General features: G+C 62.8%; 22 protein-coding genes and 1 pseudogene. 9 read left to right on the top strand and 14 right to left on the bottom strand.

The features are described from left to right. Positions 1–77: 77 nt before the first annotated feature. The gene (locus tag JQK88_RS17600) at positions 78–689 is read right to left on the bottom strand and encodes a TetR/AcrR family transcriptional regulator (protein WP_203278953.1); all 612 of its coding nucleotides are present in this window, start codon (positions 687–689) and stop codon (positions 78–80) included. A 99-nt stretch (positions 690–788) separates the two neighbouring features. Here JQK88_RS17600 and JQK88_RS17595 point away from each other — a divergent pair, with 99 nt between their 5' ends. Genes JQK88_RS17595 through JQK88_RS17585 form a run of 3 tightly spaced genes read left to right on the top strand, consistent with a single transcriptional unit; the run spans position 789 to position 2,699 of the window. Further along, the gene (locus JQK88_RS17595; protein WP_203278952.1) at positions 789–1,799 is read left to right on the top strand and encodes a zinc-dependent alcohol dehydrogenase family protein; all 1,011 of its coding nucleotides are present in this window, start codon (positions 789–791) and stop codon (positions 1,797–1,799) included. Between the two features lie 46 nt (positions 1,800–1,845). Then, the gene (locus JQK88_RS17590) at positions 1,846–2,295 is read left to right on the top strand and encodes an OsmC family peroxiredoxin (RefSeq protein WP_203278951.1); all 450 of its coding nucleotides are present in this window, start codon (positions 1,846–1,848) and stop codon (positions 2,293–2,295) included. 17 nt (positions 2,296–2,312) lie between these two features. After that, positions 2,313–2,699 (top strand): nuclear transport factor 2 family protein, encoded by a 387-nt coding sequence (locus JQK88_RS17585; RefSeq protein WP_203278950.1) that lies wholly within the window; start codon positions 2,313–2,315, stop codon positions 2,697–2,699. A gap of 18 nt (positions 2,700–2,717) precedes the next feature. Here JQK88_RS17585 and JQK88_RS17580 read toward each other — a convergent pair whose 3' ends face one another. From JQK88_RS17580 to JQK88_RS17545, 8 genes are all read right to left on the bottom strand, one after another. Next, complete coding sequence (locus tag JQK88_RS17580; RefSeq protein ID WP_203278949.1) at positions 2,718–3,329, bottom strand: LysE family translocator; 612 nt, start codon at positions 3,327–3,329, stop codon at positions 2,718–2,720. A 211-nt stretch (positions 3,330–3,540) separates the two neighbouring features. Further along, positions 3,541–3,933 (bottom strand): YkgJ family cysteine cluster protein, encoded by a 393-nt coding sequence (locus JQK88_RS17575; protein WP_203278948.1) that lies wholly within the window; start codon positions 3,931–3,933, stop codon positions 3,541–3,543. 4 nt (positions 3,934–3,937) lie between these two features. Further along, positions 3,938–4,105 carry a hypothetical protein gene (locus JQK88_RS17570; protein WP_203278947.1) on the bottom strand — a complete coding sequence of 56 codons (168 nt, stop codon included), beginning with the start codon at positions 4,103–4,105 and terminating at the stop codon, positions 3,938–3,940. Between the two features lies 1 nt (position 4,106). Beyond that, positions 4,107–4,514, bottom strand: coding sequence for a hypothetical protein (locus JQK88_RS17565; protein ID WP_192252739.1), 408 nt, complete (start codon positions 4,512–4,514; stop codon positions 4,107–4,109). Continuing rightward, the gene (locus JQK88_RS17560) at positions 4,514–4,738 is read right to left on the bottom strand and encodes a hypothetical protein (protein WP_112562407.1); all 225 of its coding nucleotides are present in this window, start codon (positions 4,736–4,738) and stop codon (positions 4,514–4,516) included. The genes JQK88_RS17565 and JQK88_RS17560 overlap by 1 nt, the downstream gene beginning before the upstream one ends. A 293-nt stretch (positions 4,739–5,031) precedes the next feature. Continuing rightward, on the bottom strand, positions 5,032–5,241 hold the full coding sequence (locus tag JQK88_RS17555; protein WP_023671502.1) for a cold-shock protein: 210 nt from the start codon (positions 5,239–5,241) through the stop codon (positions 5,032–5,034). Between the two features lie 405 nt (positions 5,242–5,646). After that, positions 5,647–6,273 carry a class I SAM-dependent methyltransferase gene (locus tag JQK88_RS17550; RefSeq protein ID WP_192252736.1) on the bottom strand — a complete coding sequence of 209 codons (627 nt, stop codon included), beginning with the start codon at positions 6,271–6,273 and terminating at the stop codon, positions 5,647–5,649. Next, entirely contained in the window at positions 6,263–7,303 is a 1,041-nt protein-coding gene (locus tag JQK88_RS17545) for an oxidoreductase (protein WP_192252733.1), read from the bottom strand. The genes JQK88_RS17550 and JQK88_RS17545 overlap by 11 nt, the downstream gene beginning before the upstream one ends. Before the next feature lie 104 nt (positions 7,304–7,407). Between JQK88_RS17545 and JQK88_RS17540 the strand changes: the two genes are divergently transcribed. Next, positions 7,408–8,034, top strand: coding sequence for a TetR/AcrR family transcriptional regulator (locus JQK88_RS17540; RefSeq protein ID WP_192252730.1), 627 nt, complete (start codon positions 7,408–7,410; stop codon positions 8,032–8,034). A 76-nt stretch (positions 8,035–8,110) separates the two neighbouring features. On the opposite strand, the gene JQK88_RS17535 is transcribed toward JQK88_RS17540, so the two are convergent. Continuing rightward, positions 8,111–8,440, bottom strand: coding sequence for a YciI family protein (locus JQK88_RS17535; RefSeq protein ID WP_192252727.1), 330 nt, complete (start codon positions 8,438–8,440; stop codon positions 8,111–8,113). Positions 8,441–8,482: 42 nt separating this feature from the next. Beyond that, positions 8,483–9,134, bottom strand: a pseudogene (locus JQK88_RS17530) (glutathione S-transferase family protein). Positions 9,135–9,310: 176 nt separating this feature from the next. On the opposite strand from JQK88_RS17530, the gene JQK88_RS17525 reads away from it, so the two are divergent. Beyond that, positions 9,311–9,490, top strand: a complete 180-nt coding sequence (locus JQK88_RS17525; RefSeq protein ID WP_142867047.1) for a CsbD family protein — start codon at positions 9,311–9,313, stop codon at positions 9,488–9,490. Between the two features lie 58 nt (positions 9,491–9,548). Here JQK88_RS17525 and JQK88_RS17520 read toward each other — a convergent pair whose 3' ends face one another. Further along, the gene (locus tag JQK88_RS17520; RefSeq protein ID WP_203278946.1) at positions 9,549–10,667 is read right to left on the bottom strand and encodes a metallophosphoesterase; all 1,119 of its coding nucleotides are present in this window, start codon (positions 10,665–10,667) and stop codon (positions 9,549–9,551) included. 124 nt (positions 10,668–10,791) lie between these two features. Here JQK88_RS17520 and JQK88_RS17515 point away from each other — a divergent pair, with 124 nt between their 5' ends. Continuing rightward, on the top strand, positions 10,792–11,385 hold the full coding sequence (locus JQK88_RS17515; RefSeq protein WP_192251386.1) for a hypothetical protein: 594 nt from the start codon (positions 10,792–10,794) through the stop codon (positions 11,383–11,385). 11 nt (positions 11,386–11,396) lie between these two features. On the opposite strand, the gene JQK88_RS17510 is transcribed toward JQK88_RS17515, so the two are convergent. Beyond that, entirely contained in the window at positions 11,397–12,083 is a 687-nt protein-coding gene (locus tag JQK88_RS17510; RefSeq protein ID WP_192251389.1) for an LmrA/YxaF family transcription factor, read from the bottom strand. 83 nt (positions 12,084–12,166) lie between these two features. On the opposite strand from JQK88_RS17510, the gene JQK88_RS17505 reads away from it, so the two are divergent. Both JQK88_RS17505 and JQK88_RS17500 read left to right on the top strand, forming a co-directional pair. Continuing rightward, positions 12,167–12,940, top strand: coding sequence for an NIPSNAP family protein (locus tag JQK88_RS17505; RefSeq protein ID WP_192251391.1), 774 nt, complete (start codon positions 12,167–12,169; stop codon positions 12,938–12,940). Positions 12,941–13,066: 126 nt separating this feature from the next. After that, entirely contained in the window at positions 13,067–13,828 is a 762-nt protein-coding gene (locus JQK88_RS17500; protein WP_203278945.1) for an SDR family NAD(P)-dependent oxidoreductase, read from the top strand. Positions 13,829–13,831: 3 nt separating this feature from the next. On the opposite strand, the gene JQK88_RS17495 is transcribed toward JQK88_RS17500, so the two are convergent. Further along, positions 13,832–14,794 carry a LysR family transcriptional regulator gene (locus JQK88_RS17495; protein WP_203278944.1) on the bottom strand — a complete coding sequence of 321 codons (963 nt, stop codon included), beginning with the start codon at positions 14,792–14,794 and terminating at the stop codon, positions 13,832–13,834. Between the two features lie 107 nt (positions 14,795–14,901). Here JQK88_RS17495 and JQK88_RS17490 point away from each other — a divergent pair, with 107 nt between their 5' ends. Beyond that, entirely contained in the window at positions 14,902–15,381 is a 480-nt protein-coding gene (locus JQK88_RS17490) for a cupin domain-containing protein (protein WP_246749893.1), read from the top strand. Positions 15,382–15,575 lie beyond the last annotated feature (194 nt).

Here is a 15,575-nt window from a genome sequence, read left to right as displayed (position 1 = left end):
TCCAAACCCTATCAGCCTTCAGATACGGAAAGGGCGCCGAAAGGCGCCCTTTCTGCGTTTAGGTTGGCTACCGAGGTTCAGACGGCGGCATCCGCACGTCGCTGCGTCTCTCCTCTGGTCAGCACAGCGCTTTTAACGAGAGCCGCGACCTCGTCGGCCACCACCATCACCGGGGCGCGGTCGCGGGTGGCCCGCGCAATCACCATCAGCCCTTCCAGCGAGGATTCGACCAGCAGCGCCAAAGCATGCGCGCGGCGCTCGGTCACCCCTGCTCTGACAAAGGCCTGTTGCAGAAGACCTATCCATTGCTCGAAAGCCGATCGGCAAAGTTCCGCCAGTTCCGGCACGTCGGTCGGCGAATCCAGCACCACAGGCGCGATCGGACAGCCCAGTGAAAACTCGTTTTCCTCCAGCATGCGTCCTACCGACTGATAGATGTGGTGGACGGCCACCGCCGGGTCGCTCTCGGCGGCAAGCGCCTCGCCCAGCCTTTTCGTCACGTCGGCGACGCTGTCGCGCGTCACCTCGATGACCAACTGGTCCTTGCCGCCAGGAAAATGGAAGTAGAGCGAGCCGCGCGGTGCAGCACTGGCGCTCAAGATATCGTTGAGCGAAGTGCCGTGATAGCCGCGCTGCCTGAGCAGCAGCGCCGTCGTCTCGAGTATGCGGGTGCGGGTGTCGTTTGCCATGTCAGCCTCTGTCAGGAGCGGCCATTATAGGCCTTGCGCAAAATATGACAACCGGTCTACATAATATGTAGATCAGTCTACATACTTTTGGAGAGCGACATGCGCAGCTACCGTCTCGAAGGATCCGGCGGGGCCGATTCCTTGGCGATGCGGGACGAGGCTCGGCCAGAACCGAAACCGCATGAGATTGTGATCCGCGTTCGTGCCACCTCGCTCAACCGCCGTGACACGATGATCCTGGGCGGAACCTATCCGCTGACGCCGCGCCAGGGAGTCGTGCCGCTCAGCGACGGCGCCGGTGAGGTCGTCGCTATTGGCGATCAGGTCACGCGCTTTGCCGTCGGCGACCGTGTCACCGGCAGTTATTTCGCCCGCTGGATCGACGGCCGCATCAATGCCGGGCTGATCGACCAGCTCGGCTGCACGCTGGACGGCATGCTGGCGGAATATGCCGTGCTCGATGAGCAATGGGCGGTCCGGTTGCCCGACCATCTAAGCTGGCATGAGGGGGCGACGCTGACCTGCGCCGGCGTGACGGCCTGGAATGCAGTGACGAGTCCCGGAATTCTCAAACCAGGTCAATGGGTTCTGGTCATCGGTTCGGGTGGCGTCGCGCTGTTTGCGCTGCAGTTCGCCAAGCTCGCAGGCTGCCGCGTCGTGACTGTCACATCGCGCGCCGAGAAGGCCGACAGGCTGCGAGCGCTGGGCGCCGACCTCGTTGTCTCCAGCACCGACACGGCGGAATGGGGCGGCTGGGTGCGCGAACAGACAGGCGGCATCGACCTGGTCGTTGAAACCGGCGGCCCGGCCACCTTCGCGCAGTCGCTGATTGCCAGCACGCTTTACGGGCACATCGTGCTGCTGACGCTGCAAGACGCCAAAGGCAGATCGATAGAGATGCCGGCAGCGCTCTATCAGCGCAGCCTCGTCACCATCAGCCGCCTGTTCGTCGGCAGCCGGACGAACCTCGAAGCAATGCTGCGCGCCGTCTCGCAGCATCGCCTGAAGCCCGTCATCGACAAGGTCTTCCCGTTTCCCGAAGCCGGCGATGCTTACCGCTATTTCCAGCAGGGCGACGTGTTCGGGAAGGTTGTTATCGACGGCGCCTGACCCGTTCGCCAGCTCATCATATTGAACCCAACGAAGGAGAACGACCATGACAATCCGTGAAGCTTTCGCAGAATGGCAAGGCACGCTGAAGGAAGGCGGCGGCCGCCTGCGGCTTGGCAGCGGCGTCTTCGAAGGCGCTTATTCCTTTCCGTCGCGCTTTGAAAACGGTCCAGGCACCAACCCGGAAGAACTGATCGCGGCAGCCCATGCCGGCTGCTTCTCAATGGCGCTGACCTTCATCCTCGGCCAGGACGGCCATGTTGCCCGGAGCATCCGCACCGTCGCCAAGGTGCATCTCGGTGCGACCGCCGCGGGGCCGACGATCACCCGCATCGAGCTCGAAACGCAAGCCAATATCCCGGGCCTCGAGCCTGCCGAATTCCAGCGCATGGCGGAGACGGCGAAGACGACCTGCCTCGTCTCTCGCGCTTTGGCCGGCGTTACAACAATAGCGCTTAAGGCCGAGCTCGTCGCCACCACTGCCACGGAACAATGAAAACCAGGAGATATGAGATGAGCCAGAACAGCATCACCAGCATTCATCCGGACGACCAGTCCAGGCAGACAGCCGAAATCATGCAGCGCTTCAACGATGTGTTCCAGTTGCACGATCCATCGGCGCTCGGCGAACTGGTCGCCGAGGACTGCGTCATCGAAAACACGGTGCCGGCGCCTGACGGCGCCCGGCATGCCGGCAAAGAGGCATGCGTCGCCCTATGGTCGGCAATCGCCACCCAGCCCGGCACGCGCTTCGACCTCGAGGAAACGTTTGTCTCCGGTGAACGGGGAACGATCCGCTGGCGCTATTTCATGGCCGACGGCAACTCCATCCGCGGCGTCAACCTGATGCGCGTCGCGGACGGGCGGATCGTCGAGGCGATGGGCTACGTGAAGGGGTAGCGCAGCGCCCAGTCTTTCTTAGCGATCCGCCAGCGCCAGCTTGGCGCCGAGCATGACGAAGGCGCCGGCGAAGGTGCGGCGCATCCAGGTCAGCACCATCGGCCGCGACACGACGTGGCTGCGAATCGAGGCGGCGAAGATGCCGTAACCGACGAACACGACGAAGGTCAAAAGCATGAAGACGCTCGAGAGTTCGAGCATCTTGCCGAAGGCGTTCGGTTCGGTGGTGCTGACGAATTGCGGCAGGAAGGCAAAGAAGAAGATCGACAGTTTCGGGTTGAGGATGTTGATCAGAATGCCTGAGGTAATGACCTTGGCGGCGGAGCGGGGCGCTACGTTTTCATCGACGCTCAAGCCGCCCTTCTCCTTCAACGTGTTCCAGGCCATGTAGAGGAGATAGGCAACGCCGAGATACTTTAGGGTCTCGAAGGCGACAGCACTGGTGTGGAGCAGCGCCGCGAGGCCGGTGATGGCGGCGGCCATATGCGGGATGATGCCGAGCGTGCAGCCGAACGCGGCAATGATCGAGGCGCGCACGCCGCGCGAAAGCCCGGCGCTCAGCGTGTAGAGAACGCCGGTGCCGGGCGAAGCCACGACGATCAGCGACGTCAACAGGAATTCGATGCTCATGGATCCTCCAACGCCCTGCCCGGCGTGGAAGCTATCGGGTGACGTGAGGTTGGGCAAGCGGGCGTATTCTCCCCCCTCGAGGGGGAGATGGCCGCGAAGCGGCCAGAGGGGGTCGTCTCGCATAGAGCGCCGACGCCCTCTTTCCGTCGCGAACGATGCCGGCGCTTCACGCGCGGCGACCCCCTCTGTCGCCTTCGGCGACATCTCCCCCTCAAGGGGGGAGATTAATAAGGGGCATCCCGTGCGCCTTGCGCGCCATCAGGCAATCGTCGTCGCCAGGCATGCAGGCGCGGCAGACATCAGGGCGGATATCGTAAATGCCGCAGGCCGTGTGCTTGCCGACCTCGCCGGTCAGCGCCGTACAGCGGACACCGTCGCAGCGCATGCCGGACAGGTCAGCCGCCACGAATTTTTCCGGGATCCGGTCGAGCTGCGCATCGTCTTCCATCGAGAAGCGTGGCCATTCGGCGGAGTAGGAACAGCAGGCGCCGCAGCTCTGACAGTCGAAGATTACGACCGCGCCCTCATCGCCAGACAAAAAATCTGGTGCGTCAGCCAGATCGGCGGGCGCGATGGCGGGATGACCGGCAGCTTGCGGCGGCAAGGCGCTATTTCTTCTTGCCTGCCTTGCCCTTCGGCGCGTCCGCCGGCGACTTGAACAGGTCGGTCGCGGCCTCCGTGGCCCCAGCGGCCTTCGGCGCGGCAGCGGGCTTGGCCGGCTTTGCAGAGGCAGCCGTCGCTGCCGGCTGGTCCTTGGCAGAGAATTTTATGGCCATGTCAGTCCTCGTCGGAAAAACGCGATGATGGTGCGCGCGGATTGCGCAAGCGGCCGATCAGCGCCGAGACCGCCGTGATGTTCATTTCCTCGGGCGACCAGTTCCTGGCCTCGGCGATGTGGTGTGCCGCCAGCTCGCGATGCGTGCTGCCGCTGTAGGCGGCATCCTGGTAGGTCACCCGCTCCAGGGTCTTTTTGTCCTCGCGGACATATTCGATCAGGTAGTTCGGGGCTTCCGCGCGGCCGCGCACGCCGACGCGCACCTGGGCATCGCCATGCGCGCGCTTGCAGCGCTCGAGTTTTTCCAGCACGCGGCGGACATATTCGACCGGCTTGTCCAGGCCTTCGACCATGGACGCAATGGTCGAATCGGCATCGATCGGTGTAGGCGGTACGCGCTTGGTAGCCATCAACGTTTACCTGCCCGCTTCGGCAGCGCCGCAAGGGCGGCGGCCGCTGCCATTTCGTCGGCTTCCTTCTCCTTGCGCAATTCGCGCAAGCGTGCGGTCTTGGCTTCGCGGGCCTCGCTGACGGCATCACGCTCGGACAGGATGCGGTTGAGCGACATCGACTGGGTTTGCGTCTTGCTGAACAGCGAGCCGGCCTGGTCGGCGGTCTTCGATTGAGTGGTCAAAACTTTCTCCTGTCGGGAGCCTGATGCCGATAGAGCGAGACCGGTCTTCGGTCACGACCAAAGCAGTACGGCATCGGGGCAATACGGGCGGTTCAGATTGCTGGAGCGTCCCTTAGCACGTTCCGGCCGGCGTGCAGCGCACTTTTAGCGGCATGACACGCAAAATGAAAAAGGCCAGGCACCGCCTGACCTTCCATGGAAGCGCCGCGCATCCAAGTTGGATGCGCAAGGCACTCCTTTCAGCCTTTCACCGGTGCCAGTACATCCGTGGTCACCGGAAGGCCGAATTCGTATCAGGCCGCCTTCAACTGGTCGGCGGACATCTTGCCCGACTTGTTGTCGCGGGTCATCTCGTAGCCGAGCTTCTGACCCTCGACGATGTCACGCATTCCGGCGCGCTCTACGGCCGAGATGTGGACGAAAACGTCGGCGGAGCCGTCGTCAGGCTGAATAAAACCAAAACCTTTGGTGGCGTTGAACCATTTCACTGTGCCGGTGGCCATGAAGAACCCTTTCCCTGGCAAATATTCGTTCACCATTGTGCGACTGCACAACAGCGTTTGTCTCGATTTTTGATGGGGAAGTTCGTCAAAGGCGCGCATGCGTGCGCGGATAACAAAAGTCGGTCAAACAAATATCGACATATGTCTTGTAGACTTCTTTTGGCACCGAGTCAATTTCTGGTTTTCCTGCGGCCAAAATTCAACCTGGGGATGCCGAGCCGTGACGCCTCAACTGGCGAGCCGGCGCAGCGTAAGGCGGGCGTAAAAAAAAATTCACCGGGCGCGGAACCAATCCCAAGTCGGCGCATTTTTATGCTGTCAGCACTACAGAGAGCAATCTCAGAATGCTGGCAAAAGGACGCCTCCCGCACATTAAACGGTGCGAGAGGCGTTCTTGTATGTGCCCTAAGCCCTTTCCCGGGTCATCGCGATCCCCGGCGGCCGGGCGGGGCTCGCTTGCAGTGGCACCGGGCGGCGGGCGATGCGGTAGACCGCCGCCGGCGGAACGTTCCTCAGTGTCTGCCCCATGCGCGTCGCTTCTAGGCCGAGCCCTTCCAGGAGCTTGCCCGGGACCGGGCAGCGCGGACCGTAGGTGAACTGGTAAAAGCAGCCGTCGTCGCGCAGATGCGCGAACGATCCGGCGAGGATCGCCGACACCATCTTTGCCGGCATGGACAGCAGCGGCAGGCCGCTGACCACCGCGCCGGCCTGCGCCGGGTTCGGACCGATCGCGGCGCCGATTTCGGCCGCGTCGATGCACAGCAGGCGGGCTCGGGGAAAACGCTGCCCAAGCATGGCAGCGAACTCCGCCCCTTTCTCGACCAGGATCAGCTTGTCCTCACTGACGCCTTGGCGGACCAGAGCATGGGTGAAGACGCCCGTGCCTGGCCCGAGTTCGATAACCGATCCGGTCGAGGCGGCGATCTCGGAGACCATCAGCCTTGCCAGCGCAGCACCTGACGGCGTGATCGAGGCGACACGCAGCGGATCGAACATCCAGGCGCGGAAGAAGCGAAGGATGTCAGACGCCATGGGCCGCCCCCGGGTTCGCGAGGTTGAAGCGGATGCCTGTCAAATCCTCTGAGAGCTGCCACAGTCTTCTGGCGAGATCAGGGTCGCGTGCCGCGTCGATCGGCTGGACAACCGAGGGATAACCGCTCTTTTCACCTCTGCCGTCCGGTCCAATGAACTGGCCGCTTGCTGCGGTCGGTGCGGTTGCCGCGTAGAGTTGATTGAGTGCGCCCATCGCCACGTCCTGCGCAAAGAAGCGGTTGCCGAAGCGCATGAACAGTTTGAGGATGCCGGTCGGGCCGCTCAGTTGCAGATTGGTGGCGGAATAGCCGGGATGGGCAAGCAGGCTACGCACCGGCAGGCCCACGGCCTTCAGGCGGCGATCAAGCTCCAGGGCAAACAGCACATTGGCGAATTTCGACTGAGCATAGAACGACACGCGGCCATAGTTCCGCGCGCCGACAAGGTCGTCGAAATGGATATTTCCGCGCTTGTGCAGGTCGGAACTGACGGTGACGACCCGGCCGTCGCTGCTTTGCGCCAGGCGCTCGATCAGCAGCGCCGTCAGCACGAAATGTGCGAGATGATTGACGCCGAACTGCAGCTCGTATCCCTGGCGGGTCAGACTGCGCGGCGGCATCATGACGCCGGCATTGTTGACCAGCACATCGACGGCCAATCCGTCTGCGATGATGTCAGCGGCAAAGCGCTTCACATCGTCGAGATCGGCAAGATCGAGCTTGCGCAATTCGAGCGAGCCGCGGACACGCTCGGCTTCGATACGGGCTTTCGCGGCTCGGCCTTTGCTTTCGTCACGCGCAGTCATCACGACATGGGCGCCGTGACGTGCAAGTTCGAGCGCCGTCTGGAAACCGAGACCGCTGTTGGCGCCGGTGACGATGACCGTGCGCCCGGACTGGTCGGGAATATCGGCGGCTGTCCAGCGACTTGGTGCAGGAGGATCATTGACGGCGGCATGCGGGATTGCCGACAAGGCTACAGACGAGGGCTGGGTGGCTAAGTTGTAAGTGGATAAGGACTGGGTAGACATTGGGGGATGTCTCCTAGGGTTGATATGCGGTCATCTTAACAGTGTTAAGTGACAAATAGCGCAAAATCTGTACATTGTAAAGATTGGGCTGCGGGAGAAATGAAATGGCTGGCGAAACCGCGCGTGAAGCCTATCACCATGGCGACCTCAGGGACGCCCTGATCAAGGCGACGGACGCTATACTCGCCGAGCGCGGCCTCGAAGGTTTTTCGCTGCGCGAGGCGGCGCGGCGCGCCCATGTATCGCCTGCAGCCCCCGCGCACCATTTCGGCAGTTCCGCCGGGCTGCTGACCGAAGTCGCCATTCTCGGCTTTGAGGAACTTGCCCGCCATATCGAGATTGAGGGGTCGGCCGAGAGCGCGACGGCGCGGCTGAAACAGCAGGCGGCCGGCTATGTGCGTTTTGCACTCGCCTATCCCGGCCGCTTCCAGCTGATGTTCCGGTATGACCTGCTGCTGCCCGATGATGCGCGGCTGGCGGCTGCGTCCGAACTGGCCAAGGTACCAATCGCCCGCACGATCCTTGCCTTGCGCGGACTGCCCGAGGATGCCGAGCTTGACGCGCCAACGAGCGCCACGATGTTGGCAGCCTGGTCAACCGTGCACGGCTTTGCCCATCTGGCGCTCAGCGGCAAGTTTTCGAAGCTCACACCGGAGGCGAAGTCCCAGCACCTGCTCGACGAGCTTTTGCCGCAGATGCTGGACATATTGTGGCCGGAGCCGAAACGCTAACTCACTCTATCTCTTATTTTTTTGCAATTTCCGGACGGAAAACCGTTCACACTTTTCCGGGAATTGCTCTAGCGGCCTACAGGATCGCGCTGATCATCGGCAGGATCTCGTAGTGGAAACCACGGCCCGAGCTCGACACCGGATCGCCGTCGGTCACCGCCCTCGCCTCGGCTTCGCTCCCGACACGCAGGATCAGCAGACCCCAGGGGCCGGCCGGGTCGGCGACCGGACCAGCCAAAATCATGGTGCCCTCGCGCAGCTTGCCGCGCAGATAGTCGGCATGCCGGCCCATCAGTTCTCTCTCCTCCTCCGTCATGGTGAAGGCGAAGTCCGGCCGAGGCGGGATCAGCCGGCAATGGAAGATTTTTGGCGCCCTGGTTTCGCTCGATCCGTCATTGCTGGCCATCGGTCCCTCCCCAGGGATGTCGTCAGTCTACCATCTGTCGACCTATTCGTCCGGGCCGGGTTCCGGCCACGTCTCCTTCGCCGCTTCCGCATACCAGTGCCGCATCGCCGGTGTTGCCAGCACCGCGTCGACATAGGCGCGTGTATCCGGCGCCAGTTCGCCGCCATAGGTATCGAATCGGGTGACGACCGGCGCATACATGGCATCTGCCGCGGTGAAATGGCCGAACAGGAACGGGCCGCCCTTGCCGTGTTGTTCGCGGCACTGGCGCCAGATCGTTTCGATGCGCGCCCGCTGCAGCTCGCCTTCGGCGTCGAGCTGCTTGTGGCCCTTTGGCCGGCGCAAATTCATCGGCCAGCCAGCGCACCTCGCGAAAGCCCGAATGCATCTCGGTCGCCACCGAGCGGGCCAAGGCACGAGCGCCGATATCCTGCGGCCAGAGTTTTTTCTCCGGAAACAGATCGGCCAGATATTCAAGGATGGCAAGGGTTTCCCAGACGATCCTGCCATTGTGATTCAGGATCGGCACGAGGCCGGTCGGCGACACTTTCGCCAGATTGGCAAAGGTCTCGGGCGCGCGCAGGCGCACGAAGCCTTCCTCGAACGGTATCTCCAGATGCTTCATCGCCACCCAAGGCCTGAGCGACCAGGACGAAAAACATTTGTTGGCGATGATGAGCGTAAATTCGGCCAAGACGGTCTCCCCAAGATTTTCGTCACACTAGCCACACGATACGACGGCGGCAAAGCGTTTCGACGACCATATAAGCGACCAATGCGACGATGATTTGCGTTCTCATCGGAACCTAAGCCAGCCGGCTCCGTTTGCTTCTGGCGAGACGAAATCCCTTAATCCCAGGAGATGCAAAGATGGTGAACAAGGATCAGGTCGCCGGCGTGGCAAAGCAGATCAAGGGTTCGGTCAAGCAGGCTGCCGGCAAGGCGACCGGCAACAGGCAGACCCAGGCCGAAGGCACGGCCGACAAGATCGCCGGCAAGGTGCAGAAGGCCTACGGCGACGTGAAGGACAAGGTCAAGAAAGCGCTCTGATCCGATCTTCGCAGGCAACGAAGAAGGCGGCTCTAGGCCGCCTTTTTCGTGCGCGCTGTCAGAAGGTCAGTTTCTTGCTGAAGGCATTGGTGAACTTGACCTCGCCATGGTCACCGGTGGCCTCGCCCAGCACCACATCCATGGCCTCGCCGGTTACTTTCGCCAGCGCAAAGCCACCCATATAGGCGGCCTTCGGCTTGAACAGGTCGAGACCGTCGCTGTTGTAGATCATCGGCACTTCGTGCTGGTGGCCATGGAAGATGGCGATGACATTGTAGCCTTTCAGCGCTGCAAGCAACGCCTGCCGGTCGGCCTCGCTCCACCAGTGCGGCGCGCCTGAGCCGTCATCGTCATAGGTGCTCTTGGCCGGGTCCCAGCGCTCGACCGAAAAAGTATCCCAGCCATAGTGCTGGAACAGGATGACGGGACGGCCGTCCGCGGCGTAGGTTGCCAGATCCTGCTTCAGCCATGGCAGGCTGCTCACCGCGCCGTGGCCGGTGTCGCCGGCAAATCGATGCGTCTGGACCAGATGCAGGCCGCCCCAATCCCAGGAATAGCAGTCGGTGTCGACATCGTATTCGGTGGCCGGCACTGGCGGTTTGAAGAACACGCCCGGGCGGTGGTTGACCTCGACATAGTCGCGCAATTCACGCCGGTACCAGTCGACATGCGGCGGCGAGCCGTTCTGGTCGAGATCGTGGTTGCCCAGCCCGACATAGACCGGCATGTGCACACGGTCCGGGCCGATGCCCTGGCTGTAGCGCTGGCTGAACTGCAAGAGCTGCGTGCCTTCGCTGGGCTCGGTGACCTGGCCGCCGCCATCGTCGGTGATGTCGCCGCCGACGGCGAGGCCGAGCGGCGGACCGATGCGGCTGCCGGCCGAACGCAGGCCGGTCGCAACACCATCGATCTCGGCCGGCCATTGCCGGTCGGCCAAGCCATTGAGGGCCGCGACATTGCGTAACAGCGCGGCATCGGTCTTGCCTTCCTGCAGGCAATTGGGGCTCAGGCCGCTCGCCATGCGACAGGCATGGACATCGGCGATGAACAAGAAGGTGGCGTCGATCGGCTGGATACGCTTTCCGGTCTGGCCGAGAGCGGCGCGCGGCAGCATGCCAGCCATGGCAAGGCCGGCTGCCTGTGCGAGGAATTTGCGCCGGGTCGAGATGCGATTCATGGTGTGAGTTTCAGCACAGCCGGCGCCCCGCCGTCCAGTCGCCACGCATGGCAGGTCGACACAGCACTGTGGCTCTGGCATTTTTTCCGCGCCGGTGCACATTGCGCGGGCAGAGGAGGACTTCATGAAAGGTGCTTCGATAGGCATGGTGCTGGCTGGTTTGCTGCCGGCGGGTGCGGTGCATGCCGCCGATTGCGTCGACGCAAAATCGGCCAAGGCCGGCTTCGTGCTGGAAATGCCCGGCATCCGTAGCGAGTTTCGACCTGTGGCCGGCGGCATGGTCTCCGTCGCCAACACCTATGAATCGCAATCGCCGCAGACACAGTTCCTGTTCGGCGGCCTGGTCGAAGTGTTTCGCGACAGCGATACCGGTCGGGTGGCCATGATCCCGTTTTCCGATCTGCGAAAACTGTTTCCGCTGAAGACGGGGGCAAAGAGCACGATTGAATTCGTCGAGTTGTCGCCCAACAAGCAGCCGAAGAGCACCAAGACGCTGAGCCTGGTCGTCAAGGGCAAGGAGACATTCAGCGTCGGCGGTTGCAAATACAGCGTACTGGCGGTCAAGGAGACCTTCAAGAACGGCGCTGGCGAGACGCTGGACACATTCACCGCGCTCTATGCGCCCGATCTGCAGGCGGCACTCGCCCGGCGCTACGATGAAGGCACCAGCGCGGAATCGGTGAACGGTTACACGACGATCAAACCGCTTTCCAACTAGAACAGCGCTGGTCAAGGTTTTCCCGGCCGCAGCAGAATCCTGCGACGCCGCTTCGCTCTGCTCGGGAATGGCGGTGTTTGGCTGCCCTCAAGTTCGGCCAGGCAATCGCGCAATACGCTGGCGTCCTGCGCCGTCTTGGCCATCGACATGGCGCCGGAATAGGCGGCGACGGCAAGTGCCGCAAAGCGTTCGGGATCGGTGCCTTGCTCCCTTCCCGCCTGCTGATCGGCCCTGATCTTGTCGGCGATCGCCTGACGCCATTCGGCGAAGATTCGTGCAAGGGCGGCACGGAAATCCGAATCGGCGAGCGACAATTCATGCGCCAGATTGTTGAGCGGACAGCCGCGAACGAAGCCCTGCTGCTCCAATTCAGCCGCCACCGCCTCGAAGACTGCGCGCACGCCTTCGCGCGCCGTATCAGCCGCCCTTACCGGACCGATCCAGGTCTCCTCCAGGGCGGCAGCCACCCGCTCCTCGATCACCGCCAAGGCGAGCGCCTTCTTGGTGGGGAAATGGTGATGCAGCGCGCCGCCGGTGACGCCGGCAGTAGCCATCAGCTCGCCAAGGGCGGAGCTATGATAGCCGCGCGCCTGGAACGACGCTTCGGCGACATCGAGCACCTTGTTGCGCAGGCCTTCGGGATCGTTGATGCGTTTTCGCGGCGGCCCTTTTGGGACCTGAGCAATCTCTGCTGACATTTGCGAACGATAGCAGATTGACAAAACAGGACAACCGGTCTGTTTTGTAAACCGGATGATCATCCTGTTTTGGAGACGACACAATGCCCCTGTCCCTCAATGCGCGTGCGACGGCAAGTCTGCTCGCCTCACCGGTCGTCGAGTTGCGGCAATACACGCTAAAACCAGGCCGGCGCGAGACGCTGATCGATATCTTCGACAGTCGGTTCATCGAGGGCCAGGAAGATGCCGGGATGACCATTATCGGCCAGTTTCGCGACCTCGACCGGCCCGACATGTTCGTCTGGCTGCGCGGTTTTGGCGGTATGGAAGCGCGGAAGGAGGCGCTGACCGCCTTCTATGACGGGCCGGTATGGGCCGCGCACCGTGACGCCGCCAATGCGACGATGATCGATTCCGACGATGTGCTGCTCTTGAAGCCGGCCTGGCCAGGCGCCGGTTTCGACCTGTCGGGCGCGCAGCGAGGCGCTTTGCCGGATCATGGAAAGCCGAGCACAGACAATCGCTTGACCGGTATTGTTGTCATCCGGATTCATCATCTGCGGCCTGGCGCCAAGGCCGATTTCGCCGGCAATTTCGAAACGGATACCGTTCCGATCCTTGCCGCCGCCGGCGGGCGGTTGCTCGGCGCCTTCATCACAGAACATGCCGAAAACAGCTTTTCCCGCCTGCCGGTGCGCCTGGGCGAAAACGTCTTCATCGCCGTCACGGGTTTCGACAGCGTCGAAGCGCATGGTCGCCATGACGCAGCGCTTGCCGCCTCGCCATGGTGGCAGTCGTTTCAGCAAGCGGCCGATACGACAAGGCCGACTGAAACTTTGCGCCTGTCGCCGACGTCGCAATCGCTGCTGCGGTAACTGGATCGGGACGGGACCTACCGAAGTTCATACTGAGCGATAGGCCGGCGGCTTGACCGCAATCGCCGATCGGCATTGCTTTCCCGACCTGGAACAGCGGGAGCATCCGATGCGACTTGGCCTTCAATGAGACTTTCTGGCAAACGGGCACTGGTCACCGGCGGTTCGGATGGCATCGGCCTGGCCATATCGGAAGCCTTTTTGCGTGAAGGCGCCGAAGTACTGATCGTTGGCCGCGACACCAAAAAGCTCGAAGCGGCACGCCAGAAACTGACGGTCGCAGGCAGCGTGGAGACCCAGTCGGCCGATCTTTCAACCTCTTCCGGCATCGATGCCGTGGTTGAGTGCGCGAAAGCAACCGGCCCGCTCGACATCCTCGTCAACAATGCCGGCGTTGCCTATCTGGTGCCGTTCGAGACCGTCACCGCGGACCAGTTCCAGCAATCCTTCGCCCTCAATGTGACGGCGGCGTTCTTCCTTACCCAGCGGCTACTGCCGCAGTTCGGCGCGGGCGCCTCGGTGATCAACATCTCGTCCTACTTCGCCAACAAGATGATCCCGAAACGACCGTCGAGCCTCTATTCGCTATCGAAAGGCGCGCTGAACTCGCTGACCAAATCGCTCGCCTTCGAGCTCGGCCCGCGCGGCGTTCGCGTCAACGCGATCGCGCCCGGCACCGTCGACACCGCCATGCGGCGGAAGTCGATCGTCAACCTGCCGGCCGAGGCGCAAGCCGACCTCAAAGCCTATGTCGAGCGCAGCTATCCGCTCGGCCGCATCGGCAGTCCCTCGGATATTGCCGGCATGGCGATCCATCTCGCCAGCGATGAAGCGGCCTGGACCAGCGGCGGCATATTTGCGGTCGATGGCGGCTATACGGCCGGTTGACGCCTACGCCTTGGAAACAGCGCCATCCCAGTCCTTGAACCCGAGCCTTCCCACTTCGTCGAGGATCTGCTCGCGAATCCAGCGATGCGGCGGCTCGTCGTCGCGGCGGGCGTGCCAATACATCCTGACCGCGGGCGAAGGAATCGAGATCGGCGCTTGATAAATGCCGATCGGCAAGGATTTTGCGGCCGCCGCCGCGAACTGTGTCGGGACGACGGCCAGGCAGGGTCCGCCCGCCACCGCCAGCGCGACGGCCTGGAAATGCGGCAAGGCGAGCGTGACCCGGCGCGTCCGGCCCATCCGGCCCAGCGCGTCGTCGGTGAAGCCCGCCATCGAGCCGTCGATGGAGCGCAGCGCGTGCGGCAGCGCGCAGAAGAGTTCGAGCGGCACCTGCCCGCCCTCGGCCACGCCAGCCTGCCTGAGCGCCGCATTGTCCTTCGCCGCGATGACAGCGAAGGGCGAGGCGAACAATGGGACGCTCGACACCCAGTCCGCGACCTCCAGCGGACGCTCCAGCGCCACGTCGATCTGATCCTCCTGCAGCAGCCTCGAGACATCGCCGATGGCGCTGTCGAGGAAGCGAAAGGATACGCGCGGCGCCACCACAGCGATGCGCGCGGCAAAGGGCGGCATCAGGAGCATGGAAAAGAAATCGGCGCCCATGAAGGTGAAGGTTCGTTCCAGCCTGGCCGGATCGAAATCGGTCGCCGGCTGGAAGGCGCGCTCGATCTCGCGCAGCGCCGCGCGAACCGGCTCGGCCAAGCTTTCGGCGCGCGGCGTCGGTACCATGTCGTTGCCGCGCCGCACGAAGAGCTGGTCGTTGAGCGCGTGGCGCAGGCGGTTGAGCGCGGCACTCACAGCCGGCTGGCTGAGGCCGATCTGCTCGCCGGCGCGCGTCACGCTTTTCTCGCGCAGAAGCGCATCGAGCACCCTCACCAGATTGAGATCGAGCGCATTCAAATTCATCGCATCAATCCGCCCCCATACGATCATTCGATTTCCATCGCCCGTCCGTCCTTGATTAGGTCGCCGTCAAAGCCGCTCCGTCGGCGCCCAACGAAGGGAGAGGAATTATGACAATGATCAACAGCGCCTTCGCAGGCAAGGAACTCCTTTGGTTCAACAATACGCTCATCGCCATCCAGGTCTCGTCGGCCAACGGCGAGGACGGCATCTGCGTCATCGAGCATCGTGTGCCCTATGGCGACTCCCCGCCGCTGCATGTGCATCGCAATGAGGACGAGGTGTTCCACATCCTGGAAGGCCGCCTGCGCTTTCAGATCGACGGCCGCGAGCGTATCGTCGGCGCCGGCGAGACGGTGCTCGCGCCGAAAGGCCTGCCTCATACCTATATAGTCGAGTCTCCCGAAGGCGCGCACACGCTCACCGTCACGCGCGGTTCGGATTTCGAGACGATGGTACGCAAGGCAAGCCGCCCGGCCGAATGGCCGGACCTGCCGCCGATGGCGGCGCCGACGCCTGAGATGATCGCGGCGCTGACGAGGCTTTGCGCTGAAAACGGCATCGATATTCTCGGACCGCCGATGGGGTGACTGCTTATCTCCCCCCTCGAGGGCCTGTTGCGTAATTGGCTGGTTGTGATTCTCTGAAGGCGAAAGTCGGGAGAGTCGCAATGGCGGTTAAGCGGACGGGACAATTGAGCCTGGTTGAGGCATTTCTGGGTGACAGGCTTGCGAGCGGTTCTTCGCCGCTCGATCGTCTGTCGGGGCTGGTGAAGTGGTACCGG

It is taken from the genome of Mesorhizobium caraganae, assembly GCF_016836705.1.
GTDB lineage: Bacteria > Pseudomonadota > Alphaproteobacteria > Rhizobiales > Rhizobiaceae > Mesorhizobium > Mesorhizobium caraganae.
This window is presented reverse-complemented; position numbering and strand designations above follow the sequence as displayed.